The organism is Methylophaga sp. UBA3613 (assembly GCF_002375415.1).
GTDB lineage: Bacteria > Pseudomonadota > Gammaproteobacteria > Nitrosococcales > Methylophagaceae > Methylophaga.
In genome coordinates, this window is the sequence record NZ_DFLS01000002.1 from 111,050 (window position 1) to 136,806 (window position 25,757).

Here is a 25,757-nt window from a genome sequence, read left to right on the forward strand (position 1 = left end):
AAGGGGCTTACGCTCAAAAACGTTCCTGACGTTTTTGTAGTTGTTCTAAATAAATAACGAGTAACGCTGAGTGGTGCATTTTCAGCCACAACCCGAAGGGCTGGGACTATTTTTCCGCCCCACAGCGTTGGAAATGACTTATGTAGAACAACTACATCGCATCATTTCCGCCTTGTGAGACAAAAAAATAGCCTTCAGCAGAGGTGGCTTTGAAAGATCAACAGACCCTAGGGCCCCCAAATTAATCTGATGGCAATTAATAAGGTCACAATTTCAAAGCTGCGTTTTATCCAGCGGTTGCCCCAACGCAACGCCAAATGGGATCCCAGATAACCACCCAATAACGATCCTAACAGTAACGCAGGAAGCCAGTCCCATTGTATTTCGCCTAGAATACCCAACGTAATCGCGCCTGCACCATTCCAAAATAATCCAACCAGAATCAGCGTGTAAGCAACGGCCCGCTGGTAATCCATGCCAAACCATAATATCAGCCATATGGTCACAAACAGCCCGGTTCCCGAGGTGAGCGAGCCATTGAGAATGCCCAGAATAAACAATACAACTGCACCAATCAGGTAACCATGGCGCTCACGATTTAACGGCGTGTATAACTGACCTAAAGCCGGTTTAAATAAAGAATATATGCCTAATGATCCGGTTAATACGCCCAGGGCAATCTCTGCGATTCGATCTGGTACCATTAATATCACACTGCCGCCGATCACTACCCCCGGCAGGCCGGCCACCAAGAGCAATATCACAAACTGACGTTCAAGTCGGCTGGTAGAGATGTAACGCAATGCTGCGCCTACCCCTAACGCTACACTGGCCACTTTATGGGTGGCTAAAGCCACAGAAAAGGTCAAGCCAAGGAATATCAAAACCGGGAACTGGATTAATCCTGCACCGCCGCCACTTAATGCCGAAAAAGTATTTGCCAGCAAAGAAATGACAAACAGAATAAAATGTTCAATAAAGCTCAATTTAATAAGGCTCTCTGGGAAAACATAATGATTTCAATACGCTTTGTAGCGGCTTCGATGCTCAGCGCAACATTATTAATTGCCACAACCGTATCAGCGGCTCAACTGTACCGTTTTACTGACGAAAACGGTATACCCACTATAAGCAAAACCCTACCGGCAGAAGTTGCTCAACAAGGTTACGATATTCTGGATGAGAAAACGATGCGGGTGATTGAACGGGTTCCCCCTGCACCGACTGAAGCGGAAATAGCTGAGCGGGAAATACAGAAAAAACTGGAGCTCGAGCAACAAAAACAGGCTGAAGAAGCCGCCAGAATAGAAGCCGAAAAACGGCGTAAACAGGCTATTTATGATCATAACCTGCTTTCTGCCTATCAATCCGAACAGGATTTGCTTAATGAACGTAACAAAGACCTGCAATACCGAGAAAAACGTATCGAAATATTAAAAAAGAAGCGTAAGGGTTTACAGCAACGATTACAGCAGGTGCAACAGCAAGCTGCCGATAATGAATTAAGTGGTATGGGTCTCAGTGCCAATCTGCAAAGTCGCCTGCAAGCTGCGCAACAGGAACTTGATAATAATCAGTCCAGCATTCAACAGTTACAAACTGAAATTGATACGCTTAATATGCAATATGAACTGGATCGTCAGCGCCTGGGTGAGCTGTTGGGAACCGCGGCAGAAGATTAAACCAGCAAATCCAGTTGGCTCATCAATAATTGATTTTCAGTGTGATTGCCAATACTGATTCGTAAAAACTGATCAATTCTCGGCTTGTTAAAGTGGCGAACAATCACCCCTTTTTCCCGCAAGCCCGCCGCTACTGTTGCAGCATCGTGTTGTGGATGTCTGGCAAACACAAAATTCGCCGCCGAAGGCAAAACCTCAAAACCCAATTCTGTCATAGACTGGGTTAGCCATTCTCGCTCGGTAATAACCTGTTGCTGACATTGTTTAAAGTAGGTTTCATCCTGATAGGCTGCAACGCCCGCTGCAATCGCCAGACTATCTAGCGGATAGGAATTAAAGCTATCCTTTATCCTAACCAGTGCTTCAATCAACTCTGGATGACCTACCGCAAAGCCAATACGCATACCTGCCAAGGAACGTGACTTAGATAGAGTTTGTGTGACCAGCAGATTAGGGAAACGCTGAGTTAGCGGAATAGCTGTTTCTCCACCAAAATCGATGTACGCCTCATCAATGACCACCACCGTGTCGCGGTTCATTTCCACCAGCCGACGAATATCGTCCAGTGATAATAAACAGCCGGTCGGGGCATTGGGATTGGGCAGTATAATACCGCCGTTATCTCGTTCGTAATCAGTGATATCGATTGCAAAGTCAGCATTCAACGGCACTAACTCCGAATCAATCTCATATAACTGACAATACACCGGATAGAAACTATAAGTGATATCCGGAAATAAAATCGGCTTTCCATGCTTGAAAAAAGCATTAAACACATGTGCCAAGACTTCATCCGAACCATTGCCAACAAACACACTTTCAGCTGGCACCTTATGGTAATCAGCAATTGCCTGTTTTAACGGGCCACCATCAGGAACAGGATACAAACGTAAACGCTCGGTTGTAGCCATGCGAATGGCTTCCAGTACTTTGGGTGAAGGACCAAACGGGTTTTCATTGGTATTGAGCTTAACCAGATTATGGCCGCGCGGTTGTTCACCCGGCACATAAGGTTCTAATGAATGAACAAAATTACTCCAGAAACGGCTCATTATTTTTCCTGTAACCGATACTCAGCACTGCGAGCATGTGCTGTCAGACTTTCACCGCGCGCCAGCACCGATGCAACTTGCCCCAGGCTTTGAGCGCCTTGTGGTGAGACCTGAATCAGGCTGGAACGTTTTTGAAAGTCATAGACGCCCAGGGGAGAACTGAAACGGGCAGTTCGGGATGTCGGCAATACATGGTTTGGTCCGGCACAGTAATCACCTAATGCTTCAGGCGTATAACGTCCCATAAAAATTGCACCGGCATGACGTATTTTTTTGGCCATTTCCATCGGTTCATCAACAGACAATTCCAAATGTTCTGGCGCAATATAATTGCAGACTTCTATCGCCTGCTGCATATCCTCGACCAGAATCATTGCACCACGGTTATTCAGTGACGTTTCAATAATGGCCTTGCGTTCCATGGTAGGTAGCAAACGTGCAATGGATTCTTTCACCTTCTGTAGAAACGCTGCATCAGGAGAAATCAGTATCGATTGAGCATCTTCGTCATGTTCAGCTTGAGAAAACAGATCCATGGCAATCCAGTCAGGATCGGTCTTGCCATCACAAATCACCAGAATTTCTGATGGTCCGGCAATCATATCGATGCCAACAGTACCGAACACCATGCCTTTTGCTGTCGCCACAAAGATATTGCCCGGGCCGACAATTTTATCGACCTGTGGAATCGTTTCTGTACCATAAGCCAATGCCGCAACAGCCTGCGCACCACCAATTGCAAAAATGCGATCAACACCAGCAATCGCTGCAGCCGCTAAAACCAGATCATTTACTTCATCATCCGGTGTAGGTACCACCATGATTAATTCCTGAACCCCTGCGACTTTGGCTGGAATAGCATTCATCAACACAGATGAAGGATAGGCAGCTTTACCACCAGGCACATACAGCCCAGCCCGATCCAATGGCGTAACTTGTTGACCTAATAAGGTGCCATCAGCCTCTACGTAATGCCAGGATTCCTGTTTCTGGTGTTCATGGTACTGACGTACACGTTCTGCAGCTTTTTCCAACGCCTGACGTTGTGCAGCAGGGATAGATTCCAATGCCGCTGCAGCCCGTTCCAATGGAATTTCCAGTTCCGCCATAGCAGTTGCTTTTACCCGATCAAATCGTTGGCTGTATTCAACTACTGCCTGATCACCACGCTGTTTAACATCTGCCAGAATATTTCTAACTGTGTCGGTTATTGCCGCATCAGAAACACCTTCCCAGGCCAACAACTCGGAAAGCATTGGCCAGAAATCAGCCTGCTGGAAATTCAATTCACTTATTTCAATCATTTGCCTGCTCTTTTACTGCTTTGCGGATCTGCTCAATAAATTGCTGGATCCGCGCATGTTTGGTTTTCATGGATGCCTTATTGACCACCAATCGCGAACTAATATCCGCGATATGTTCCATTGGTATCAAACCATTAGCTCGTAACGTATTACCCGTATCCACCACATCGACAATCCGATCCGCCATACCCACAAGCGGTGCCAGTTCCATGGAGCCATAAAGCTTGATAATCTCTACTTGCTGGCCCTGCTCGGCATAAAAACGCTTGGTGCTTTCCACGAACTTGGTTGCCACTTTTAAACGGCCCTGTGGTTCTTCAGCATCTTTTTTGCCGGCCGTCATCAGTTTGCAGCGTGCGATATTCAAATCAACCGGCTCGTAAAGCTCGGCTTCCGGATGTTCCATCAAGACATCTTTACCTGCCACGCCCAGATCAGCACCACCATATTCAACATAAGTAGGAACATCTGAGGCACGCACAATAATGAGTCGGACATCCGGTAGATTGGTTTCCAGAATCAGCTTGCGGCTTTTTTCAGGGTCATCCAGTGGCTCAATACCAGCCGCCTTTAAAAGCGGTAGGGTTTCCTCAAAGATACGTCCCTTGGACAGAGCCAGCGTTATCATTTCAGCCATTAGAGGCCACCCTTGCCTGGGTTGGGATACGGCGGATGCGAGCACCTAATTGCTGCAGTTTTTCTTCTATACATTCATAACCACGATCAATGTGATAAATTCGCTCGACCTGGGTTTCTCCTTCAGCCACCAGAGCTGCCAACACCAGACAGGCTGATGCCCGCAAATCAGTTGCCATCACCGGGGCTGCAGTGAGCTTTTCCTGTCCCTTGCATACCACTGTGTTGCCTTCAATTTGCAGATTTGCGCCCATACGCTGCATTTCCTGCACATGCATAAAGCGATTTTCAAAAACGGTTTCGACAATAGTGGCCTGCCCATCAGCAATACTGTTCAACGCAGTGAACTGAGCCTGCATATCCGTTGGGAAGGCTGGATAAGGTGCGGTTCGGATATTGACTGCTTTAGGACGTCTGCCTTCCATATCCAACGTGATCCAATCCTCACCAATTTCAATTTTTGCTCCAGCTTCTTCCAGCTTGAGCAAAACCGCTTCCAACTGATTGGCATCGGTATCCTTCAGTTTGACACGACCACGTGTAATTGCTGCCGCCACCAGATAAGTACCTGTTTCAATACGATCCGGAAGAATCGCATAATGAGTACCGTTGAGTTTTTCGACCCCTTCAATCTGAATCGTTGTCGAACCGGCACCGGTAATTTTCGCGCCCATTTGGTTCAAGTATTTGGCCAAGTCAACTACTTCAGGTTCTCGCGCCGCATTTTCAATTATGGTTGTACCTTTTGCCAGCGTTGCCGCCATCATCAGGTTTTCAGTACCGGTTACCGTGACCTGATCCATAAAGATATGGGCACCCTTGAGACCTTGACCACTGGTGGCTCGGATATAACCGTTTTCTACTTTAATTTCTGCGCCCATTTGCTCCAGACCACGCAAATGCAAATCCACAGGACGCGAACCAATCGCACAACCACCCGGCAAAGAGACATCCGCTTTACCGAAACGGGCCAGTAAAGGTCCCAGCACCAGAATCGATGCCCGCATGGTTTTGACCAAGTCATAAGCAGCTTCGGTAATCGTCAGCGTCGAAGGGTCAATTAACACTCCCGAACGTTCATCAACGGTGAGTGTTACCCCCATACGGCCTAACAACTCAAGTGTGGTTGTAATGTCATGTAAATGTGGCACATTGCCAATACGTACTGGCGAATCAGCTAACAACGCGCCCATCAGAATCGGCAACGCAGCATTTTTGGCACCGGAAATACGGATCTCGCCATCCAGCGCGACACCACCTTTAATGATTAATTTGTCCATGAATTTGCTCTGGAAGAATAAGGGAATGGATTAGCGAGAGACGCCCGTTTTCAGTGACAATGCGTGTACAGCACCACTACTGAAGCTGTCACCCAAAGTTGCTTTGACCATACGGTGTTGTTCTATCAGGCTTTTTCCAGAAAATGACGGACTAAAAACCCGGGCATCAAAATGCTGGCCATCTTCACCAAACACTTCAACATCAGCATCAGGTAAGCCTGCTTCAATCATTGCTTTGATATCTGCTGCTTTCATGTTTCACCACTTAAATTATAGTTATTGCAGAGGAAGAAGTTCTTCCAATCCGCTTGCTTCTGCCATCGCCAGCATCTGTGCCGGCATATTAAAATAACGAATCGGCTTGTCTAATTTTTCAGCCTGACGCATCCATTCGATCAGTAAAGCCAGGCCGGCACTGTCACTACGACTGACTTCACTTAAATCAACATCAAGCGGATCCACTTCGGCAAACAATTGATCCGTCATATCGATACCGCTGGCAGCGGTATCAAAAGTCAACTCACCGGAGACCAGGATACGTTTGGTAGCATCGTCAAAAATGAGCTTCATCATCTGGCTTTATCATTGCGTTTAGCAAGATTTTCAATCAAGGCATCCATTCCGCTGGTTCTAATATCACGGTTAAATGATGAACGGTAATTCGTCACCAGACTGATGCCTTCAATTTTGACATCATAAACTTTCCATTCATCGTTCTTGTTTTTATAAAGTGATAATGCCATCGGAACAGATGGACCGTTTGGTTGTACCACTTCCATTGGTACATCTACCCGCCCCTTTTTCAAGTCATCGCGAAAAGGCAGAAAGCGAATTTCTTCGTTAGTGTATTCCAGCATTGCCGTAGCGTAGGTTCTGACCAGTAACAAACGGAATTCTTCGACAAATTGGGCCTGTTGTTCAGCTGAAGCATCACGCCAGCTTCGACCTAATGCCAATTTGGCCATACGCTCGAAATCGAAATGTGGAAACAGGATATCCTGTACCAGCGTATAGATTTTCTGCGGATTGGTTTCCAGTTCAGCTTCATTATCCTTCAGAGCTTTCAGCATGTTGTCTGAGGCTTCTTTCACTAAAGCCTGTGGCTCCGGCATCGCCTGAGCGGATGCGCTGAACGCCAGCATGCCCAGCAAAAATGCTGACATTAACTGGAGAGACACCTGTTTAAATTTAATCATCTTATTCACCTTCCGCTGTACTGTACAAGAATTGTCCAATTACCTGCTCCAATACCACCGCTGGTTGAGTCAAATCAATCACATCACCGTCTTCCAGGAAGAAATCATCCGCACCTGGTGACAAACTGATGTATTGCTCTCCCAGCAAACCTGCAGTAAAGATGCTGGCAGAGGTATCTATCGGAATGTTGTCATATTGTGGATAGATATTAATGGTGACTTTTGCATCATAGGTGTCAGGATCCAGAGATATTGATGTTACACGACCAACTCTTACGCCTGCCATCGTCACTGGAGATCGTGGTTTCAATCCACCAATATTCTGAAAATTGGCGACGACTTCATAGCCTTTTTCATCCGTAATATCACCAAGATTACTGACCTTCATCGCCAACACAAATAAGGCTGCCATGCCAGCTGCGACAAACAAGCCGACCATAATTTCGGTACTTCTTTTCGAATTCATTTACACATCTCCAAACATCAACGCAGTCAGAACAAAGTCCAGGCCGAGAATAGCGAAAGCGGAATGGACAACTGTCCGCGTTGTGGCGCGCCCCACACCTTCCGAAGTTGGTGAGGCATCATAACCTTCAAACAGAGCAATCCATGTCACGACAAAACCAAAGACAATACTTTTTATTACCCCGTTCAGGATATCTTCATACCAGTCAGTTTTAGCCTGCATCTGTGACCAGAAAGCACCATCATCGACACCGAGCAGGCCATGTCCAACTAAAAAAGCGCCAAATATTCCTACAGCACTGAATATAGCTGCCAGTAATGGCATGGATATAAGACCCGCTAAAAATCTTGGAGCAACGATACGGCGCATCGGGTCAACAGCCATCATTTCCATACCTGATAACTGTTCTGTACTTTTCATCAAACCAATTTCAGCCGTCAGGGCCGAGCCAGCTCGACCGGCAAACAGTAACGCACTGACAACCGGGCCAAGCTCTCTGACTAATGATAATGAAACAAGCACACCTAAAGATTCTTCAGCACCAAAATCTACCAGCGTATTATAGCCCTGAAGACCAAGAACCATGCCCACAAATAAGCCGGATATCAGTATGATGAGTATTGATAAAACACCGACATAAAATAATTGCTGAACAACCAGTGAAAAGCGGAATACCGAGCTTGGAATCCCTGCCAGCATCTGCACTAAGAACAAATGGCCCCGTCCAAGTCGCTGAAAGGTATCTAGTCCCCAGCGACCAAGGCTGCGCAGCAGCTCGATCATTGTGTTTCCTTTGAATTCAACAGATCATTTTTAAAGTCATTACCCGGGTAATGAAACGGAACAGGTCCATCTGGTAAACCCTGTAAAAATTGCTTCACCCATTCCGAGCCAGAAGTTTTCAGCGTTTCGGGATTACCTTTCTCAATGACCTTTCCGCCGGACAACAGATAAATTTCATCAGCGATCTTGGTGGTTTCAGCGACATCATGTGACACGATAATACTGGTCAGTCCCATTGCATCGTTGATGCGGCGTATTAGATTCACCAGTGTACCCATTGAAATGGGATCCTGTCCGGTAAATGGCTCATCGTACATAATCATCATTGGGTCTAGTGTGACGGCCCGTGCCAGAGCAACTCGGCGCGCCATACCGCCAGATAACTCAGCAGGCATCATTTCCCGGGCATTTCTTAAGCCCACGGCCTGGAGTTTCATCAATACCAAATCACGAATCATTGATTCGGGCAACCTGGAATGTTCACGTAATGGAAAAGCAACATTTTCAAAAACATTGAGATCGGTCAGCAAGGCACCACTTTGAAACAACATTCCCATGCGCTTGCGCAATTCATAGAGCTTGGAATGAGAAAGCTTGTGGACATTTTGGCCATCAACTTCAACAGTACCGCGATCCGGTTTAAGCTGACCGCCAATCAGTTTAAGCAGCGTGGTTTTACCTGTACCACTCGGCCCCATGATAGCGGTTACCTTACCTTGGTAGATATCAATATCTACACCGCTGAAGATAACTTTGTCTCCACGGTTAAAATACAAATCCCTGATTTTTATCAGTGGCGCCATTTTTTACTGCCGATATTAGATATAAAGATCGGTAATTTTCTTGAATCGCTGTTGGTAAGTCAAATCGCTGTGTGGAAAAACCATTCTGTATCGGCTAAAGTGTTGTCGCCATGTTAAGTTTGAGGAACTAGTTCCATGGGTATTGACTCAAAGTTCCTGCAGATATTTTGGTAAACCACCGATCAAACGGAGAAATTTAAGAATGAAGAAATTTTTGCAAATCGTTGCAGCCGCAGTTATCGCCTTACCTTTGGTAGCCACAGCGCACGGCCCTACTCGTCAGGAAGTTGATGAGAAAATAGTGATTAATGCTTCACCTGAAAAAGTCTGGAGCATGCTCAAAGATTTTAGCGCCATTGATAAATGGCATCCAGCAGTTGAAAGTGTTGAAATGAAGGACGATAAGGTTCGTGTTTTAACATTGAAAAGCGAAGGCAACCCAACTATTACCGAAGAGCTGGATAAAATTAACGACGAAAAAATGACCTTGATTTACAAGATCACTGATATGAGCGTCGTTAAAACCATTACGTTTAACAGTCAAGATACACCTTATTACACCTTGCCCGTTTCTACCTACAAATCATGGATGTATGTTAATGAAGTAGATGGTGGAACTGAAGTAAGATGGCGCGGTAAATTCTATCGTTCTTTCATGGATAACCCACCAGTACCAGAAGGTCAGTCTGATGCTGAAGCGGTTGAAGCTGTAACTGCTGTGTATAAAAGCGGTTTGGAAAACCTGAAAAACATTATGGAAAAATAATGCTTTTTTCGAACGACAAAAATGCTTTTCTGAAAGCGGCCCTTAATCGGGTCGCTTTTTTTATGTTTGCAACGATTTCGTTAAGCGCCTGTGCAGAAAAAACTGACTATGCCTTTATCACCAACCAGCTCAGTGATGACATAACGGTGATTGATATAAATGAGCGGCAAGTAGTCAGCACGATTAAGGCCGGCAAGGCGCCGGCGGGAGTGGCATTAAGTCAGAACGGAAATCGAGTACTGATTACCAATCCTGACAGCCAGAATATTTCCGTTATTGATGCACGTAAATTAACTGAAATCAGCCAGATTCCAGTCGGTCAGGGACCGGTCGGTATCGCCACTAACCATGATGGCAGCATTGCTTATGTTGCTGACTGGTACGAACATAAAATCAGTATCGTCGACGTCGATGAACAACAAATCCGTCATCGTATCAACGTAGGGAAATCACCTGCAGGTATTATCCTCGATGAATCACGTAACCGATTATATGTTGCTAACCGTGATGACAATACTGTCAGCATCATCGACACTATTACTGAACAGGTTCTGGAAATCGTAAATGTTGGCAAATCCCCGTTTGGTCTTGCATTAACGACGGACGGACAACGGCTTTTCAGCGTAAATGTTCAAGATAACAGTGTGACGATGATTGATACTCATAACTTGACAGCAACGTCCACAATCGAGGTTGGTGAATGGCCCTATTGTGCGGTGGCTAGCCCTGATGGCAAGTTTCTCTATGTGACCAATCAGGATGAAAACAGCGTATCCGTGATAGACATTGCTACACAGAAGAATATTAATACCATTGATGTAGAAGACAGTCCGGAAGGTATTGATATAACGGCCAATGGTAAACATCTCTACGTTTCCAACTGGGGTAGTGACAGTGTATCCATCATTGACACGACTACGGGCAAACGTATTACTGATGTTAAAACTGGAAAAGGCAGCCGTGCTTTTGGTGATTTTATTATCAGTCAATAATCTGTTGTGACAATTCAGATAACTTCCCTGGCTGTAACTGACGCCACGTTAAGCAATAGAGCGGCCTTACTGGCTGAGCAACTTAATCTTGAATTAATGTTGCCTGATGCAGAAAAAGCCCAGCTGATTTTAACGCCTAACCGACTGGAAATTCGTTATCCCCAGCTGGGGGGGCCCGTTTTTATCGATTTTGTTAGCGGTAAAAATCAGCACCGACGTCAATTTGGTGGTGGTCGGGGTCAGCCACTGGCAAAAGCTGTAGGCCTTAAAAACGGCGCGAATCCAATTATCATCGATGCAACTGCCGGTTTTGGCAGGGATGCTTTTGTATTTGCCAGCCTCGGTTGTCAGGTGACAATGCTTGAACAGCAACCACTTGTAGCAGCCCTATTGTCCGATGCGATGCAACGTGCAGAGACAGATGCAGAGACGGCACAAATTATCTCGCGCATGCAGTTACACCAGAGCGATGCTACGAAGTATTTAGCCAGCCTTAGCGAAGCAGAAAGACCGGATGTGGTTTATCTGGATCCGATGTATCCAGCACGAGAAAAATCGGCTCTGGTCAAAAAGGAAATGCAGCTTTTACATCAGCTGGTCGGCCCCGATAGTAATAGTGCCGAGTTACTCAATATTGCACGTAAAGTTGCGTTAAAACGGGTAACCGTTAAACGACCAAAAGGTGCTGAATTTTTCGCAGATCAAAAACCACACGTCAGCATTGAAAGTAAAAATACCCGTTACGATATTTATACTGGTTAATTGCCGTTAGCGTCGTTGTTTATCCAGTTCTCTCAGATGCGCCAGTTTTTCGGCAATTTTGATTTCCAGACCACGGTTGACCGGCTGATAATAGTGTCGCTGCGGCATAGTTTCCGGAAAATAGTTTTCTCCCGCCGCATATGCATCCGGCTCATCATGGGCGTAACGGTATTCCTTACCGTAATCCAGCTCTTTCATTAACTTGGTCGGGGCATTACGCAAATGCAAAGGCACTTCGGCTGAACCAAAGTTCCTGGCATCCTGCATCGCCGCTTTAAAAGCGGTATATACAGCATTACTTTTTGGTGCACTGGCCAGATAGACCACCGCTTGAGCAATCGCCAGTTCGCCTTCAGGACGACCCAGTTTATCAAAGCTTTCCCAGGCATCCAACGCAATACGCAAGCCCCGCGGATCAGCATTACCGATATCTTCAACCGCCATCCGCACAATACGCCGCATCAAATAAACTGGATCACAACCACCATCCAGCATCCGACATAACCAATACAACGCTCCGTCTGGTGAGGAGCCACGAACTGATTTATGTAATGCCGAGATCTGATCGTAAAAAGCTTCTCCACCCTTATCGAATCGTCGTAAGGTACCTGATAATACTTCGGCCAGATCAGTCTCATCGACTTCGGTTTGCTGTTTACTGTCTGCTAAATCAATGGCGATTTCCAACAGGTTCAGCACCCTTCGGCCATCCCCATCGGCTGCTTGCGCCAACTGTTCACGTAACTTATCGCTCATCGCGATATCACGGCCAGCAAGTCCACGGATACCATCCTGCATAGCCCGCTCAATGATCAGTTTTAAATCATTAATTTCCAGCGATTTGAGTACGTAGACGCGTGCCCGCGATAACAATGCGTTATTTAATTCGAATGACGGGTTTTCAGTGGTGGCACCGATAAAGGTAAAGGTGCCGTCCTCAACATAAGGAAGAAAAGCATCCTGCTGCGACTTATTAAACCGATGCACCTCATCGACAAACAACATGGTGCGTCGACCACGTTCCTGTTGCAACTGTTTGGCTCTGGCAACAGCTTCACGAACTTCTTTAACCCCGGCCAATACCGCCGAAATACTGATAAATTCTGCATCACAATAACCAGCGATCAATCGTGCCAGCGTTGTCTTACCAGTTCCTGGAGGGCCCCAGAAGATCATTGAATGCGGCTGGCCTGTGGCGATGGCCTGTCTTAAGGGCTTCCCCTCGGCCAGTAAATGTTGCTGACCGATATATTCATCCAGCGACTGCGGCCGCATCCGATCAGCCAATGGACGGCCGACCTGTGGATGCAGATTATCAAACAGACTCATTAGGGAACGTCGCCCACCACATCAACACCCGATGGCGCTTTGAATTCGAATCTTGATGCTGGTAAATCAGGATTAATCTTTAGATTTTTAAACACCAGTCGGGTGCGCTGATCAAAACTGTCTACCATCAGCATTTCACGAATACCCTTTTCATCAAAAGCCAAAGCGACTGTCTGGTAATTGTTGTCATCCGCTTTTGGCACCAGTCGAACCCATTGCAGATCGTCTTCCGATTCCAGTTCCTGAATATCGTATTCCGCTTCTGGCAAGGTATTGCCGGATAATAAACCTGCTGGCGTTTCGGCTAAGGCTTCATCCTGTAACTTGACTGTGATTTGTTCCAAATCGACATCGTAAAACCAGATACGCTCGCCATCCGCCACGATTTGTTGCGGGAAAGGCGTTTCATAATCCCAACGGAATTTACCGGGCCTGGATAACAGAAACTGACCGGTTGCTTCTTCAACCACCTGTCCATCCGTATCAATTACAGTTTGCTGGAAATCCGCTTCCAACTGAGAGACCTCCTGAACAAATGTATTGAGCCTATCAACAGCCGATTCTGCAAATGCCAATGATGGCAGAATTAACCACCCAAGCATCAACCACTGTATTGCACAGCGTTTTATCATTTCTTTACTCCAAAACATTTCAGGAACAACTAAGACATCAACTGTTACTAACTAATTGCATTAATTACGCGGAGGGGGTGCTAATACTTCACGGCTACCATTGGTTTGCATTGCTGAAACCACACCTGCAGCTTCCATCGCTTCTACAATGCGAGCCGCGCGGTTATAGCCGATTTTCAGGCGACGCTGCACTCCGGAAACAGAAGCGCGGCGGCTTTCAGTCACAATCTGCACCGCTTGATCATAGAGGGGATCAGATTCTCCATCACTGGCATCACCAATGCCGCTGCCCCCCTCGCTATCATCATCCGCATTATCCTGAGTAATTTCTTCCAGATAATTTGGGCCGCCCTGGGTTTTCAGGAAATTCACCACAGCATGCACTTCATGATCATCGACAAAGGCGCCATGCACCCGTTCTGGCAATCCACTGCCTGGAGGCAGATATAACATATCGCCCTGCCCTAATAGCTGCTCTGCTCCCATCTGATCAAGGATAGTGCGTGAATCAATTCGCGACGACACCTGAAACGCCATTCGTGTGGGTATATTGGCCTTAATCAAACCGGTAATGACATCGACCGATGGTCTTTGGGTTGCCAGAATCAAATGAATACCGGCAGCACGAGCTTTCTGGGCCAGCCGGGCGATCAGTTCTTCGACTTGCTTGCCGACCACCATCATCATATCGGCCAGTTCGTCGATAATCACCACGATAAATGGCAAAGTTTCCAGTGTTGGAATCGGTTCCCCGGGTAACACTTCAGCCATTGGATCCGGAATGGGTTCACCACTATCAATCGCATCCTGTACTTTTTTATTAAACCCAGCGATATTTCGCACGCCTAATGCCGCCATCAGCGGATAACGTCGTTCCATTTCGGCAACACACCAGCGCAATGCATTGGCGGCTTCTTTCATGTCGGTGACGACCGGCGTCAATAAATGTGGAATATCTTCATAAATTGATAATTCCAGCATTTTGGGGTCTACCATAATTAGCCGGACCTCTTTCGGAGTGGCTTTATACAGCAGACTTAAAATCATGGCATTTACTGCAACAGACTTACCTGACCCCGTTGTGCCCGCCACCAGTAAATGCGGCATTTTTTCAAGGTTTGCCACCACAGGTCGGCCGGCAATATCTTTACCCAAGGCCATAACCAGCGGTGATTTACTGTTTTCATAATCACTACAGGCGAGAATTTCACGTAACCGAACTACTTCACGTATTTCGTTGGGAATTTCTAAACCAACATAGGGTTTACCCGGAATAATCTCAACAATACGCACACTGGTGATAGATAAGGCTCTGGCCAAATCTTTCGCCAAACCACTGATGCGGCTGACCTTGATACCAGCTGCAGGCTGTAATTCAAAGCGGGTGACTACCGGACCGGGCTGAACCTCGACCACCTGCACTTCCACGCCGAAGTCTTTTAACTTCAACTCCACCAGACGTGATAGCGCTTGTAATACATCTTCGCTATAACCCGCTGTGACAGCTTTTGGCAGATCCAGTAACGACAGAGTCGGCATACCTGGTGCGTCAGGTGTCTCAAATAAAGGTTGCTGACGTTCCTTTTCTTCGCGTTTGCTGGGTTCTTTTACCTGCAACTTTGGCTCAACTCGGACTTTGGCCTTGTGCTGCATTTTCTCTTTCTGAGCGATAAACGTTTCTTCACGTTGCTGACGGGTGCGTCTAACCTGCAAATTTTCCTTTAGCTCACGACTCCAGCGAGCCACATGAATTAACACCACCATGGCCATCGCACCGAGACGATCAATAACCATCAGCCAAGATAACCCCGTAAACAACGTTACCCCGGTCAATAGCAGCGCCAATAGCAATAAACTGGTTCCGGAAGCACCAAAAACCGATTCAAAACCATGACCGACGACTTCACCCAGCACCCCACCAGCACCTAATGGCAACAAATCGGCATAGTCCATTAAACTCAAGGAAGACAAGCCACTGGCTGCAGCCAAGGCCATCACTAATCCAACTGATTTCAATACCCAGAAATGTAACGCATCGTCGCCATCCGCACGTTTGCCCCAACTGAATAAAAGCCAGCCACTGAAGCCCACCATAAATGGCGCAAGATAAGCTGGGAAACCAAAGCCGTACAACAAAGCATCTGCCAACCAGGCTCCGACAATACCGCCCCGGTTCGCGATCAGATCATCAGTACCGGTAGTTGACCACCCAGGATCCGTCGGTTCGTAGGTTAATAAAGACAGAAGTAAATAAGCCGCCAGTGCCAGCGCCAGAATCAGTGCAGCTTCCCGAAGTCTGAATCCGACTGCGCCAGCGGTGGCATCCGGTTTATTTTTGTCGTTTGCCTTTGTCGCTTGTGCCAATGTGATAATTCCAATGAAGCCAATTGATTAAGCGCAAATTCTAACACAGGTTTTAACAGCTGATGCTTGTCCAAAAGCAAAGCAATGGGTACTCTAATCGATTCGTTTTTTATTCGATACTGGGAGACACTCTTATGGCGGACAGCAAACACTGCCGACTACTGATTTTAGGCTCTGGTCCGGCGGGCTATACGGCCGCGGTTTATGCTGCTCGTGCTGCTTTGGAACCCGTTTTAATTACTGGTATTGAACAAGGTGGTCAGTTAACCACCACCACCGATGTCGATAACTGGCCTGGTGATGCCGATGGTGTGCAAGGTCCGGAATTAATGCAGCGTATGCAAAAACATGCAGAACGTTTTGGTACCGACATTATCTTTGATCATATCCATACTGCGGATTTAACCCAGCGGCCGTTCAAATTAACCGGCGATGCCGGAGAGTACACAGCTGATGCCTTAATCATTGCTACCGGTGCATCAGCAAAATATCTGGGCATGGATTCTGAAGAAGCTTTTAAGGGGCGTGGGGTTTCAGCCTGTGCCACCTGCGATGGTTTCTTCTATAAGAATCAACCTGTTGCCGTCATCGGTGGCGGTAACACAGCCGTAGAAGAAGCATTATATTTATCTAATATCGCTTCCAAAGTTACCGTAATTCATCGTCGTGATAGCTTCCGTAGTGAGAAAATTCTCAGTAATCAGTTACTGAAAAAAGCCGAAACCGGAAATGTCGAAATTCTCTGGAATCATACTCTTGATGAAGTTCTGGGTGATGATGCTGGCGTTACAGGTATTCGTGTAAAGAGTACAGAAACTGATAATACTCAGGAAATTGCCGTTCAAGGTGTCTTTATCGCCATCGGCCATCAACCTAATACGTCGATGTTTAAAGGTCAGCTGGAAATGCAGCATGACTACATTATCCTCAAGAAAGGTACCCAAACCAGTATTCCTGGTGTATTTGCTGCGGGTGATGTGTCTGATCCGATTTACCGTCAGGCGATTACCTCAGCCGGAGCTGGTTGTATGGCAGCGCTGGATGCTGAACGTTTTCTGGAAAGTGAAAAATAAAAACTCATAAGGCAGGGCCTCCCTGCCTTATCTATCCTTAGGAGAAATACCAATGGCGCTTTATCAACATATTCTGATTGCAGCGGATTTTTCCAACCATACGGATATGGTGATTCACCGAGCTAAAGCATTAGCATCGGCTAACAATACACGTTTGAGTTTATGTCATATCGTAGAGGATTTTCCACTTACAGATTTTGCTTATGAGCCAATGATTAGTGTTGATGCTGATATGCGTGAGGCTTTACTCGATGCAGGCAAAAAACAACTAACCGCTTTAGGGCAAAAATTTGATATTGAACCAAACAATCAATGGATAGAATTTGGCAGTCCAGGTCGCGACATTGTGCGTATTGCCGAGGAAAACAATGTTGATTTGATCGTCGTGGGCTCTCACGGTCGTAAAGGCATTAAAATGCTACTGGGTTCCACCGCCAATGCTGTACTGCATCATGCTGGGTGTGACGTTTTAGCCGTCAGGTTAAAGGACGAAAGTTAAACCAAAGATGACTTTACGCCTATCGGCTTTAGGACCTTTTCTTGCTGTGGCGTTTATCAATGCCATGGTGGATCTGGGCCACAAAATTATTGTGCAAAATACCATCTTCAAAATTTATGATGATGCAGCGCAAGTCGGCCTGACAGCCGTTGTTAATGCGTTAATTTTATTACCCTTTATTTTATTGTTTACCCCGGCAGGTTATCTTTCAGATAGATTTGCCAAACCCGGTATTATGCGCTGGTCGGCTTTCTCTGCCGTCATCGTTACCTTGTTGATTACACTCTCCTATTATCAAGGCTGGTTCATTTCTGCCTTTGCTTTAACCTTTGTTCTAGCTGCACAAAGTGCGATCTACTCTCCCGCTAAATATGGCTATATCCGCGAGCTGGCCGGTAAAACTGAAATTGCCCCTGCCAATGGTTTTCTGCAAGCCACTACCATCGTGGCAATTTTAAGTGGGATATTTGTCTTTACCATCTTGTTTGAAAGCCTGTTAAGCGATCAGGTTTATCAAAACGAAGCCGATATTATTCGACTGATTGCCCCATTAGGCTGGTGTTTAGTGGGATTGTCATTATTAGAATTATTGCTGGCATGGCGTCTGCCAGTATTGCTTCCCAGCCAGAAAGAGCATCGTTTTAACTGGGCAGCATATACCCAAGGTAAACAACTAAAAACCAATGTAAAACTGGTGACTACCAAACCGATAATCTGGTTTTCGATATTGGGATTATCATTATTCTGGGCATTATCTCAAACCATGCTGGCAGTCTTTCCAGCTTTTGCCAAAATCGTGCTGAATGAAGACAATACGATCATTATTCAGGGTTTATTAGCCTGCTCGGGTCTGGGCATCATCAGCGGTTCTCTTCTGGCCGGAAAGCTTTGTCGTCAACAAATTCATTTCCCTGTCATTTTGGTGGGGGCCATTGGATTAATCAGCATGCTGTTTGTAATCCCCTACCTTAGTGCTGTCATTCCATTCGCTTTAACAATCATTGGCTTTGGTTTTTTTGGTGGTTTGTTTATTATTCCACTCAATGCATTAATTCAAATGCATGCTGACATTACTCAATTAGGCAGTGTGCTGGCTGCGAATAATTGGGTGCAGAATCTGGCGATGATAAGTTTTTTAATCCTGACATATCTGGTGGCCAAAGCAGATACACCCAGTGCATTATTTTTACAAAATTTACCTTATTTAGCTGTACTATTGATTATCCCAATTCTCATTAAATTAAAACGCAAATTTGTCTGATAAAAACTCACTAAGAAGGATATTTTGTGTCAACGCAATCATCATTCCCGCCCGTTTACACTGAACCTTTTCATCAGGCCTCTGAAAATCTGCGCCGAGCATTACCCTTTATAAATCAACATCAGACCCCTATTAATCCGGTAAATTATGCCGTCTGGTACGAATATGTCTCAGGCACCAATCAGGCATTAAAACAAGCGATTGACAGTCGATTACAGCAGAAGCAGAAAATCACAGCGGAAATCACCCAGCAGCTTTATGAAAAATACGTATTAATGGGCATGCCGGAAAGGCTTGAAGCCACAAATAATGGCCTTAGACTGGTCGTCGACAACACGATGAATCAAATTAATAAGGTTGAACTGGCTGCAGATGACTTTTCAGAAGATTTAGCAGTTCAGCAAACCAAACTGGAACAATCCGAGGATATTTCAGCAATCAAGAGTGTGTTGTCAGAAATACTGGAAAATACTCGTCGACTCGGACAGTCCGGTAGCGAACTCAAGCAGGAGCTGGCCGAAACCACACAGGAAATTCTGAAACTCAGATCAGAATTGGAAGCCGTAAAACAGGAAGCCAAAACCGATGGTTTAACAGGCTTGTTAAATCGGAGCAGCCTCAATAAAGAACTTGCCGAATTGTGCCATCATGGTAAAAACGTGTTCACATTAGCCCTGTTCGATCTCGATCACTTTAAACAGGTAAATGACAGATTTGGTCATTTACTGGGGGATCGCGTCTTGCAATTTTTTGCCAGTCTGCTGAAAAAACAATGTGAGCATCAACCCAATATAGCAGCCCGTTTTGGTGGGGAAGAAATGGCGTTGATTTTTATTAACACTCCATCAAATGTTGCCGTGCAAATTGCAGATACTATCCGTCAGCAGCTGGCAGGGAGTAATCTGAAGAAAAAAGACAGTGAGGAAACCATCGGAACAGTAACAGTTTCGGTTGGACTGAGTCAGTATCAGCCAGGCGATACTACATTGAATATTATTGAACGAGCCGATGTTGCTTTATATGAATCAAAAGCAGCTGGTCGAAATTGCATTACGTTACGTTAATCAGAACTTGTAAAACTCGCTATTGAGATACTCGACCACCTGTTTTTGCTGATCAGGTGTCCAGTTAACCCCAGCGGCAATTGCACAATTAGCGACGCGCTTATTCAGACCTTCCAGGCTTTTAACTCCTCGTTTATCCCGTGTGTATAGGGAGTTAGCTTTTCCATCGGTCAGTGAAGCATGACATTGCATGCAATTGGCATCGTGCAATTGTTTTCCCTGTGCCAGCGTTGTCGCGCTGACACTGAGGAAAATCATAGCCACTAAATAACGCATCGCTCAGACAGCTGCCCGTGTTTGCAAGGCTGCAATACGTAATGAAGCTGGTGGATGCGAGTCATAGATCGCCGACACTAAAGGATCCGGTGTCAGTGTACTGGCATTTTCTTTATACAAAGCCACCAGCGCTGTTATCAAATCGTCGGCATTGGAAACCGAAGCCGCATAGGCATCTGCTTCAAACTCGTATTTGCGTGACATCGATGTCATCAATGGATGCAGAAAGAAGCTGAATACCGGAATCACCAGCATAAACAGAATCAGTGCAATCGCATTATTTTGGGTCTCTACACCCAGACCGGTGTAAAACCAGGTCTGTGTTGATGCCCAACCTAATAGTGCCAGTCCAACCAGACTCATCACGGCCATCATCAGCATATTCTTGACGACATGCTTGCGACGGAAATGACCTAATTCATGTGCCAGAACCGCTTCAATCTGATCTTCATTCAAGGTATTAAGCAACGTATCAAAAAATACGATGCGTTTGTTATTACCCAAGCCAGTGAAATAGGCATTGCCGTGTCCACTGCGGCGTGAACCATCCATCACATAAATTCCCTGACTCTTGAAACCACAGCGCTGTAATAAACTTTCGACCTTCTGTTTCAGGTTGGCATCATCCAGAGGGGTAAATTTATTAAATAGCGGTGCGATAAATGCCGGATAAGCCCACATCATCACCACAGCAAAAACCATCCAGGCTGCCCATAAATATAACCACCAAAATTCACCAGTGCTGTTCATCAACCACAAGGTCACCCAGGCAATCGGTGCACCGAGCACCAACATCAGCAAAATTTGCTTGCCAAAGTCACCTAGAAATAAGGCAGGTGTATTTCGGTTAAAGCCAAATTTTTCTTCCATTACAAAAGTGCGATACCAGGACAACGGTAATTCGAGCAGTGACCCAATCACCAGAAAACTCAGAATCAAAACCACCCCTGTTGTCATGGCTGACCAGCCAAAACCTTCCCAGGCACCGGACAACATTGCCAAACCACCGCCCAGGGTCCAGAGAATTAACACGACCGCCCCAAACAGACTCTCGCGGCGCATTTGAGCCCCTTTAGCGGCAGTGTAATCAGCTGCTTTCTGATGTGCGGCCAGACCAATCTGCTCACGAAATGCGGCAGGCACTTCATCGCGATTCGCCAGCACATGGCGACGTTGACGCAATGACAACCAGATCTCAATCCCCGTCATCAGGGCGAGGGCAATTAAAAATATCCAGCTAAATTCATTCATAATTTTTTAAACCAGTTAGAATCGTATAAGGTGTCGTGTACATTAGCCTTTGATACAATCAATGGCAACATAGTTCACCTAAATCTGTAGTAATAAAAAGACGGAGCTCATGGCCAAAAGCAAACATAACCTGATCTGGATTGACCTGGAAATGACCGGTCTCGATACCAATAACGACTATATTATCGAAATCGCCACAATTGTCACTGACAGCGACCTGAATATTTTGGCAGAAGGCCCAATCATTGCGATTCATCAATCGGACGCTATTCTGGCGGGTATGGATGAATGGAATACCAAACAGCATGGCGGCTCTGGTCTGGCTGAACGCGTTCGTAACAGCATTGTCACCGTCGAACAAGCCGAACAGGAAACTCTGGATTTTTTGAAAAAGCACGTCCCTGCAGGCATTTCTCCTATGTGTGGCAACAGTATTTGTCAGGATCGTCGCTTTATGGCGCGGTTGATGCCGGAACTGGAAGCCTATTTTCATTATCGTAATCTTGATGTCAGCAGCTTCAAGGAAATTGCGCGGCGCTGGGCACCCAAAGTCGAAAAATCTTTCAAGAAAAAATCTTCACATCTGGCGATGGACGATATTAAAGATTCCATCCGCGAACTGCAGCACTATCGCGAGCATATGATTAAAGTGCCTGAGTAAAGTCACCATTTGTAGTAACTACAATTCACGGTAATTTCACAACAACCGCAGGATGATCATTACACTCAATTAAATTGTGATTGTAATGGCGCACCTTAAACCAAACTTACCGTCAAAGCAGTGCCTGATCTGCAACCGACCATTCAGTTGGCGAAAAAAATGGCGTGAGTGCTGGGAGCAGGTGCTTTACTGTTCAGAGCGGTGCCGTCGTCAGCGTAAGCAGGTCAATCGCATATGAAGCCCTTAGTGGGGTTCCCGGAAAAAATGGTATTACTCGATTGTGAGACCACGGGTGGTAATGCCATTCGTGATCGTCTCACAGAGATTGCTTTAATCGAAATCACCGATGGCGTTGAAACAGACCGGTGGCAGACATTGATTAATCCGGGTATCAGCATTCCCCCATGGATCAGCAAATTAACCGGCATTACCGATTCAATGGTGGCAAACCAACCTTCCTTTGTCGACATTGCTGAAGAATTGCAGCAACGTCTAGCCGACAAAGTATTTGTTGCCCATCATGTGCGCTTTGATTATGGTTTTATCCGCGAATCGTTTCGTCGCATTGGTATAAACTTTTCTGCCAAAACGCTATGTTCGGTCAAAATCAGTCGTTTGTTATACCCTGAGCACCGCCGTCATGGAATTGATGCGATTGTTGCCCGGCTGGGCCTGACCATTAATCAACGGCATCGGGCGATGGATGATGCGCAGGTCATTCTTGAGTTATTCCAGCAGACTCAACGCGATTTTGATGAATTCACTCTCCAGCAAGCCTGTAAACAATTATCACAACAAACCCGATTGCCCAGTCATCTGGCTATAGCTGAAATTAATAAACTGCCAGAACGCCCTGGGGTTTATCAGTTTTTTGATGAGCAAGGCGCGCTGCTTTATATCGGCAAATCGGTCAATATCAAACAACGTGTGCTCAGTCATTTTGTACAGAATGGCAAACTACGCAACTCGGAAATGCAGCAACAACTACAGCATATCGATTTTATCGAAACGCCTTCCGATTTTGGTGCCCAGCTGCTGGAAAACCAATTAATCAAAAGCAAAACACCGCGCTACAACCGGCGTCAGACCAAAGCCAAGCGACTTTATCAAATCGCTTTAACCGTTGATGAGAAGGGATACCACCGCACCACAATTGAAATGGCTGACTTGCATCAGCCGCCGGATATCAGTCAACGTTATGGATTATTCCGTAGCCAAAAACAGGCGGAAAAAAAACTACTCGATCTGATTAATGAACATCAGCTGTGTCAAAAACTTTGCGGCAAGGAAAAAACTAAAAACGGCTGTTTTGGTTATCAGTTAAAAAAATGTCTGGGTGGCTGCTGTGGCGAAGAACCGGCAATACGGTACAACCTGCGATTGCAAACTGCATTATCCGGTATTAAAAATCAAGCCTGGCCATGGTCAGGGCCCATTGTAATTACTGAACTGCCGGCAGATGGCGATTACGAGGCGGCGCATTTTCATCTGGTCGATCAATGGCTTTATCTTGGCACCATTAAAAATCATCATGATGCTTATGAAAAGCTGCAACAGCGATATGCTGAACCCCAATATTTTGATCTGGATGCCTACAAAATCCAGCTACGCTTTCTATTAAAACTTCGCCCTAAACAATTATTGATTGAGACATTACGTTTACCTGCACAGGAGGCTTCATGATCACTAAAAGTCATAGAATTTTAGGCTATGCCGGACTGCTGCCTTTCTTAGGATTGGCAGTTATGAGCTGGCTGGGCTATTTATATGCTATCGACTGGTTGTTGAGTTATGCGGCACTTATTTTCAGTTTTCTGGGTGGTCTAATCTGGTATGTCAGCAGCGTTGAAAAGCTTCCCCGTCATGTGCTGATAGTCAGCATCTCCACCATGTTATGGGCCTGGTGCTGGTTGTTATCTCCAACACATTACTGGTTATGGCTGGCTGCATTATCATTTATTGGCTTGCACTTATACGAACGGCAGCAACTCCATGAAATCTACTCTGCCGAGTTGATGCGTCTGCGTGCTCATCTATCTTATGGCGCTGCGTTTTTTTTGTGGCTGGCAGCAATGTCGACATTAAATGTCTAGGCTGCGTTATCTCAATCTGATCCTTGGTGATCAACTTGATGCAGAGAGTCAATTATTCGATAACTTTGATCCTCAGCATGATCGACTGTGGATGGCTGAAGTGTCAGCTGAGTCCACAGAGTATTTATCAAGTAAACAGCGCACTGTTTTATTTTTATCGGCGATGCGGCACTTTGCTGAAAAACTCAAAACCGATAACTATCCGCTGATTTACTGGACTTTGAGTGACAAAAAATCCAGTTTCCCAGACGCTTTATCTGCCACGTTAAAACACGATTCATTTAAAAAAATCCGTTGCGTATTGCCTGGTGATGTCCGGGTTATGAATGAAATACAGCAGTGCGCCAATGATGTTGATATTGAGATTGAATGGCTGGCCGATCAGCATTTCATCAGTGAAAAAGGTGAATTCAAAGCCTGGCTTGCCGATCGCAAACAACCGCGAATGGAATTCTGGTATCGCCAACTGCGTAAAAGCCGACAAATCCTGATGGAAGATGACCAGCCGCTTGGCGGTCAATGGAATTTTGATAAGGACAACCGCAAAAGCTTTGGCAAAAAAGGTCCATCCAAATTGCCTGAGCCTTTATTGTTTGAAGCGAATGACATCACTAAACAAGTCATAACCGATGTTGAAAAATTTCTGCCGGATCTCTACGGCAATATTGAAACCTTTAACTGGCCGGTCAGCCGTGAACAATCTTTGGCAGCATTAAATGATTTTATCCAGCATCGACTGCCACATTTCGGCGATTATCAGGATGCGATGTGGACTGACGAACCCTGGCTTTATCACTCACGCTTATCGACCTGTCTGAATCTCAAACTACTCTCCCCCGCAGAGGTGATTGCAGCGGCTGAAAAAGCTTACACCGACAATAAAGCACCTTTAAATGCGGTAGAAGGTTTTATCCGGCAAATTCTCGGCTGGCGTGAATATGTGCGGGGGCTTTACTGGAGCTATCGTGATGACTGGTTGCAGATGAATGCTCTGAATGCCCGACGCAAGCTGCCAGCGTTATACTGGAATGCTGAAACCGAAATGACTTGCCTGCATCACAGTGTCAAACAGGTGCTGGATCATGGATACGGCCATCATATTCAACGACTGATGGTCACCGGTTTGTTTGCCTTGTTATGGGGTGTTAAACCCAAGGCTATTCATGAGTGGTATCTGGCGATGTATGTCGATGCCGTTGCCTGGGTGGAGATCCCGAATACATTGGGTATGAGTCAATACGCCGATGGCGGCATTGTCGGCTCCAAACCGTATATTGCCAGCGGCGCCTATATTAACCGCATGTCCAATTATTGCCAGTCGTGCCCATTTAATCCAAAACAGGCCAGTGGCGAAACCGCATGTCCATTTACCACGCTGTACTGGCTTTTTGTAGACCGGCATCAGGAACTGTTGAGTAAAAACCCTCGTCTCGGTATGCAGGTCAAAAACTGGCACAACAAATCTCAAGATGAACAACAGGCCATCAGCCAGCATGCTGAATACTTGTTCAGAAATTTACCGTAAGGAAACT

29 protein-coding genes are annotated in these 25,757 nt (G+C 45.9%); 13 read left to right on the top strand and 16 right to left on the bottom strand.

The annotated features are described in order from the left end of the window. Positions 1-227: 227 nt before the first annotated feature. The gene (locus B3S93_RS00980) at positions 228-986 is read right to left on the bottom strand and encodes a sulfite exporter TauE/SafE family protein (RefSeq protein ID WP_292401249.1); all 759 of its coding nucleotides are present in this window, start codon (positions 984-986) and stop codon (positions 228-230) included. Between the two features lie 27 nt (positions 987-1,013). Here B3S93_RS00980 and B3S93_RS00985 point away from each other — a divergent pair, with 27 nt between their 5' ends. Then, positions 1,014-1,682, top strand: coding sequence for a DUF4124 domain-containing protein (locus B3S93_RS00985; RefSeq protein WP_292401252.1), 669 nt, complete (start codon positions 1,014-1,016; stop codon positions 1,680-1,682). Here the strand turns inward: B3S93_RS00985 and hisC are convergent. The 10 genes from hisC to B3S93_RS01035 are packed head-to-tail and all read right to left on the bottom strand — an operon-like array spanning position 1,679 to position 9,202. Continuing rightward, complete coding sequence (gene hisC, locus B3S93_RS00990; RefSeq protein ID WP_292401255.1) at positions 1,679-2,734, bottom strand: histidinol-phosphate transaminase; 1,056 nt, start codon at positions 2,732-2,734, stop codon at positions 1,679-1,681. The genes B3S93_RS00985 and hisC overlap by 4 nt on opposite strands. Then, the gene (hisD, locus tag B3S93_RS00995) at positions 2,734-4,038 is read right to left on the bottom strand and encodes a histidinol dehydrogenase (RefSeq protein ID WP_292356541.1); all 1,305 of its coding nucleotides are present in this window, start codon (positions 4,036-4,038) and stop codon (positions 2,734-2,736) included. The genes hisC and hisD overlap by 1 nt, the downstream gene beginning before the upstream one ends. Next, positions 4,031-4,666, bottom strand: a complete 636-nt coding sequence (gene hisG, locus B3S93_RS01000; protein WP_300497491.1) for an ATP phosphoribosyltransferase — start codon at positions 4,664-4,666, stop codon at positions 4,031-4,033. The genes hisD and hisG overlap by 8 nt, the downstream gene beginning before the upstream one ends. A gap of 1 nt (position 4,667) precedes the next feature. Continuing rightward, positions 4,668-5,954: a UDP-N-acetylglucosamine 1-carboxyvinyltransferase gene (gene murA, locus B3S93_RS01005; RefSeq protein WP_292356545.1), complete on the bottom strand. Its 1,287-nt coding sequence runs from the start codon at positions 5,952-5,954 to the stop codon at positions 4,668-4,670. A 30-nt stretch (positions 5,955-5,984) separates the two neighbouring features. Further along, entirely contained in the window at positions 5,985-6,209 is a 225-nt protein-coding gene (locus tag B3S93_RS01010; protein WP_226071530.1) for a BolA family protein, read from the bottom strand. 21 nt (positions 6,210-6,230) lie between these two features. Then, positions 6,231-6,527 (bottom strand): STAS domain-containing protein, encoded by a 297-nt coding sequence (locus B3S93_RS01015; protein ID WP_292401258.1) that lies wholly within the window; start codon positions 6,525-6,527, stop codon positions 6,231-6,233. Then, positions 6,524-7,150 carry an MlaC/ttg2D family ABC transporter substrate-binding protein gene (locus B3S93_RS01020; protein ID WP_292356552.1) on the bottom strand — a complete coding sequence of 209 codons (627 nt, stop codon included), beginning with the start codon at positions 7,148-7,150 and terminating at the stop codon, positions 6,524-6,526. Before B3S93_RS01020 ends, B3S93_RS01015 begins: the two co-directional genes overlap by 4 nt. A gap of 1 nt (position 7,151) precedes the next feature. After that, positions 7,152-7,616 (bottom strand): outer membrane lipid asymmetry maintenance protein MlaD, encoded by a 465-nt coding sequence (mlaD, locus tag B3S93_RS01025; protein WP_292356554.1) that lies wholly within the window; start codon positions 7,614-7,616, stop codon positions 7,152-7,154. Further along, positions 7,617-8,399 carry a lipid asymmetry maintenance ABC transporter permease subunit MlaE gene (gene mlaE / locus B3S93_RS01030; RefSeq protein WP_292356556.1) on the bottom strand — a complete coding sequence of 261 codons (783 nt, stop codon included), beginning with the start codon at positions 8,397-8,399 and terminating at the stop codon, positions 7,617-7,619. Next, positions 8,396-9,202: an ABC transporter ATP-binding protein gene (locus B3S93_RS01035; protein ID WP_014705893.1), complete on the bottom strand. Its 807-nt coding sequence runs from the start codon at positions 9,200-9,202 to the stop codon at positions 8,396-8,398. The genes mlaE and B3S93_RS01035 overlap by 4 nt, the downstream gene beginning before the upstream one ends. Positions 9,203-9,404: 202 nt before the next feature. On the opposite strand from B3S93_RS01035, the gene B3S93_RS01040 reads away from it, so the two are divergent. The 3 genes from B3S93_RS01040 to B3S93_RS01050 are packed head-to-tail and all read left to right on the top strand — an operon-like array spanning position 9,405 to position 11,722. Beyond that, the gene (locus B3S93_RS01040; protein WP_292356559.1) at positions 9,405-9,968 is read left to right on the top strand and encodes an SRPBCC family protein; all 564 of its coding nucleotides are present in this window, start codon (positions 9,405-9,407) and stop codon (positions 9,966-9,968) included. Next, entirely contained in the window at positions 9,968-10,960 is a 993-nt protein-coding gene (locus B3S93_RS01045; protein WP_292356561.1) for a beta-propeller fold lactonase family protein, read from the top strand. Before B3S93_RS01040 ends, B3S93_RS01045 begins: the two co-directional genes overlap by 1 nt. 6 nt (positions 10,961-10,966) lie before the next feature. Next, the gene (locus tag B3S93_RS01050) at positions 10,967-11,722 is read left to right on the top strand and encodes a class I SAM-dependent methyltransferase (RefSeq protein WP_292401261.1); all 756 of its coding nucleotides are present in this window, start codon (positions 10,967-10,969) and stop codon (positions 11,720-11,722) included. A 6-nt stretch (positions 11,723-11,728) separates the two neighbouring features. On the opposite strand, the gene B3S93_RS01055 is transcribed toward B3S93_RS01050, so the two are convergent. From B3S93_RS01055 to B3S93_RS01065, 3 genes are read right to left on the bottom strand one after another with little or no spacing between them, the layout of a single operon-like run. Continuing rightward, positions 11,729-13,051 carry a replication-associated recombination protein A gene (locus tag B3S93_RS01055; protein WP_292401264.1) on the bottom strand — a complete coding sequence of 441 codons (1,323 nt, stop codon included), beginning with the start codon at positions 13,049-13,051 and terminating at the stop codon, positions 11,729-11,731. Further along, positions 13,051-13,683 (bottom strand): outer membrane lipoprotein chaperone LolA, encoded by a 633-nt coding sequence (gene lolA, locus B3S93_RS01060; protein ID WP_292401267.1) that lies wholly within the window; start codon positions 13,681-13,683, stop codon positions 13,051-13,053. The genes B3S93_RS01055 and lolA overlap by 1 nt, the downstream gene beginning before the upstream one ends. A gap of 60 nt (positions 13,684-13,743) precedes the next feature. Beyond that, positions 13,744-16,047 carry a DNA translocase FtsK gene (locus tag B3S93_RS01065; protein ID WP_292401270.1) on the bottom strand — a complete coding sequence of 768 codons (2,304 nt, stop codon included), beginning with the start codon at positions 16,045-16,047 and terminating at the stop codon, positions 13,744-13,746. 134 nt (positions 16,048-16,181) lie between these two features. On the opposite strand from B3S93_RS01065, the gene trxB reads away from it, so the two are divergent. From trxB to B3S93_RS01085, 4 genes are read left to right on the top strand one after another with little or no spacing between them, the layout of a single operon-like run. Continuing rightward, positions 16,182-17,120 carry a thioredoxin-disulfide reductase gene (trxB, locus tag B3S93_RS01070; RefSeq protein WP_292356572.1) on the top strand — a complete coding sequence of 313 codons (939 nt, stop codon included), beginning with the start codon at positions 16,182-16,184 and terminating at the stop codon, positions 17,118-17,120. 52 nt (positions 17,121-17,172) lie between these two features. Further along, on the top strand, positions 17,173-17,619 hold the full coding sequence (locus tag B3S93_RS01075) for a universal stress protein (protein WP_292401273.1): 447 nt from the start codon (positions 17,173-17,175) through the stop codon (positions 17,617-17,619). A 7-nt stretch (positions 17,620-17,626) separates the two neighbouring features. After that, positions 17,627-18,880, top strand: coding sequence for an MFS transporter (locus B3S93_RS01080; protein WP_292401276.1), 1,254 nt, complete (start codon positions 17,627-17,629; stop codon positions 18,878-18,880). 26 nt (positions 18,881-18,906) lie between these two features. Then, on the top strand, positions 18,907-19,944 hold the full coding sequence (locus B3S93_RS01085; protein ID WP_292401278.1) for a GGDEF domain-containing protein: 1,038 nt from the start codon (positions 18,907-18,909) through the stop codon (positions 19,942-19,944). On the opposite strand, the gene B3S93_RS01090 is transcribed toward B3S93_RS01085, so the two are convergent. Together B3S93_RS01090 and B3S93_RS01095 are read right to left on the bottom strand one after the other, a co-directional pair. Then, positions 19,945-20,220: a c-type cytochrome gene (locus tag B3S93_RS01090; RefSeq protein WP_292401281.1), complete on the bottom strand. Its 276-nt coding sequence runs from the start codon at positions 20,218-20,220 to the stop codon at positions 19,945-19,947. A 3-nt stretch (positions 20,221-20,223) separates the two neighbouring features. Further along, entirely contained in the window at positions 20,224-21,471 is a 1,248-nt protein-coding gene (locus tag B3S93_RS01095) for a M48 family metallopeptidase (RefSeq protein ID WP_292356581.1), read from the bottom strand. Positions 21,472-21,580: 109 nt separating this feature from the next. Between B3S93_RS01095 and orn the strand changes: the two genes are divergently transcribed. The 5 genes from orn (at position 21,581) to B3S93_RS01120 (ending at position 25,750) form a co-directional block, all read left to right on the top strand. Beyond that, positions 21,581-22,132 (top strand): oligoribonuclease, encoded by a 552-nt coding sequence (gene orn, locus B3S93_RS01100; protein ID WP_292356583.1) that lies wholly within the window; start codon positions 21,581-21,583, stop codon positions 22,130-22,132. Positions 22,133-22,217: 85 nt separating this feature from the next. Next, positions 22,218-22,370, top strand: a complete 153-nt coding sequence (locus B3S93_RS01105; protein ID WP_292356585.1) for a DUF2256 domain-containing protein — start codon at positions 22,218-22,220, stop codon at positions 22,368-22,370. After that, complete coding sequence (locus tag B3S93_RS01110; protein WP_292401284.1) at positions 22,367-23,815, top strand: exonuclease domain-containing protein; 1,449 nt, start codon at positions 22,367-22,369, stop codon at positions 23,813-23,815. The genes B3S93_RS01105 and B3S93_RS01110 overlap by 4 nt, the downstream gene beginning before the upstream one ends. Then, the gene (locus B3S93_RS01115) at positions 23,812-24,225 is read left to right on the top strand and encodes a DUF3429 domain-containing protein (protein WP_292356589.1); all 414 of its coding nucleotides are present in this window, start codon (positions 23,812-23,814) and stop codon (positions 24,223-24,225) included. Before B3S93_RS01110 ends, B3S93_RS01115 begins: the two co-directional genes overlap by 4 nt. Then, positions 24,218-25,750: a cryptochrome/photolyase family protein gene (locus B3S93_RS01120; protein ID WP_292401286.1), complete on the top strand. Its 1,533-nt coding sequence runs from the start codon at positions 24,218-24,220 to the stop codon at positions 25,748-25,750. Before B3S93_RS01115 ends, B3S93_RS01120 begins: the two co-directional genes overlap by 8 nt. Positions 25,751-25,757 lie beyond the last annotated feature (7 nt).

Bases quoted from the DNA above. Each gene is read 5' to 3' on its own strand.
- B3S93_RS01015 (WP_292401258.1), bottom strand. From the start codon at position 6,527: ATGATGAAGCTCATTTTTGACGATGCTACCAAACGTATCCTGGTCTCC.
- murA (WP_292356545.1), bottom strand. From the start codon at position 5,954: ATGGACAAATTAATCATTAAAGGTGGTGTCGCGCTGGATGGCGAGATC.
- hisD (WP_292356541.1), bottom strand. From the start codon at position 4,038: ATGATTGAAATAAGTGAATTGAATTTCCAGCAGGCTGATTTCTGGCCA.
- B3S93_RS00985 (WP_292401252.1), top strand. From the start codon at position 1,014: ATGATTTCAATACGCTTTGTAGCGGCTTCGATGCTCAGCGCAACATTA.
- orn (WP_292356583.1), top strand. From the start codon at position 21,581: ATGGCCAAAAGCAAACATAACCTGATCTGGATTGACCTGGAAATGACC.
- B3S93_RS01095 (WP_292356581.1), bottom strand. From the start codon at position 21,471: ATGAATGAATTTAGCTGGATATTTTTAATTGCCCTCGCCCTGATGACG.
- B3S93_RS01020 (WP_292356552.1), bottom strand. From the start codon at position 7,150: ATGATTAAATTTAAACAGGTGTCTCTCCAGTTAATGTCAGCATTTTTG.
- B3S93_RS01110 (WP_292401284.1), top strand. From the start codon at position 22,367: ATGAAGCCCTTAGTGGGGTTCCCGGAAAAAATGGTATTACTCGATTGT.
- B3S93_RS01090 (WP_292401281.1), bottom strand. From the start codon at position 20,220: ATGCGTTATTTAGTGGCTATGATTTTCCTCAGTGTCAGCGCGACAACG.
- lolA (WP_292401267.1), bottom strand. From the start codon at position 13,683: ATGATAAAACGCTGTGCAATACAGTGGTTGATGCTTGGGTGGTTAATT.
- B3S93_RS01035 (WP_014705893.1), bottom strand. From the start codon at position 9,202: ATGGCGCCACTGATAAAAATCAGGGATTTGTATTTTAACCGTGGAGAC.
- B3S93_RS01010 (WP_226071530.1), bottom strand. From the start codon at position 6,209: ATGAAAGCAGCAGATATCAAAGCAATGATTGAAGCAGGCTTACCTGAT.
- trxB (WP_292356572.1), top strand. From the start codon at position 16,182: ATGGCGGACAGCAAACACTGCCGACTACTGATTTTAGGCTCTGGTCCG.
- mlaD (WP_292356554.1), bottom strand. From the start codon at position 7,616: ATGAATTCGAAAAGAAGTACCGAAATTATGGTCGGCTTGTTTGTCGCA.
- B3S93_RS01055 (WP_292401264.1), bottom strand. From the start codon at position 13,051: ATGAGTCTGTTTGATAATCTGCATCCACAGGTCGGCCGTCCATTGGCT.
- mlaE (WP_292356556.1), bottom strand. From the start codon at position 8,399: ATGATCGAGCTGCTGCGCAGCCTTGGTCGCTGGGGACTAGATACCTTT.
- B3S93_RS01115 (WP_292356589.1), top strand. From the start codon at position 23,812: ATGATCACTAAAAGTCATAGAATTTTAGGCTATGCCGGACTGCTGCCT.
- B3S93_RS01080 (WP_292401276.1), top strand. From the start codon at position 17,627: ATGACTTTACGCCTATCGGCTTTAGGACCTTTTCTTGCTGTGGCGTTT.
- hisG (WP_300497491.1), bottom strand. From the start codon at position 4,666: ATGATAACGCTGGCTCTGTCCAAGGGACGTATCTTTGAGGAAACCCTA.
- B3S93_RS01045 (WP_292356561.1), top strand. From the start codon at position 9,968: ATGCTTTTTTCGAACGACAAAAATGCTTTTCTGAAAGCGGCCCTTAAT.
- B3S93_RS01120 (WP_292401286.1), top strand. From the start codon at position 24,218: ATGTCTAGGCTGCGTTATCTCAATCTGATCCTTGGTGATCAACTTGAT.
- B3S93_RS01105 (WP_292356585.1), top strand. From the start codon at position 22,218: ATGGCGCACCTTAAACCAAACTTACCGTCAAAGCAGTGCCTGATCTGC.
- B3S93_RS01040 (WP_292356559.1), top strand. From the start codon at position 9,405: ATGAAGAAATTTTTGCAAATCGTTGCAGCCGCAGTTATCGCCTTACCT.
- B3S93_RS01075 (WP_292401273.1), top strand. From the start codon at position 17,173: ATGGCGCTTTATCAACATATTCTGATTGCAGCGGATTTTTCCAACCAT.
- hisC (WP_292401255.1), bottom strand. From the start codon at position 2,734: ATGAGCCGTTTCTGGAGTAATTTTGTTCATTCATTAGAACCTTATGTG.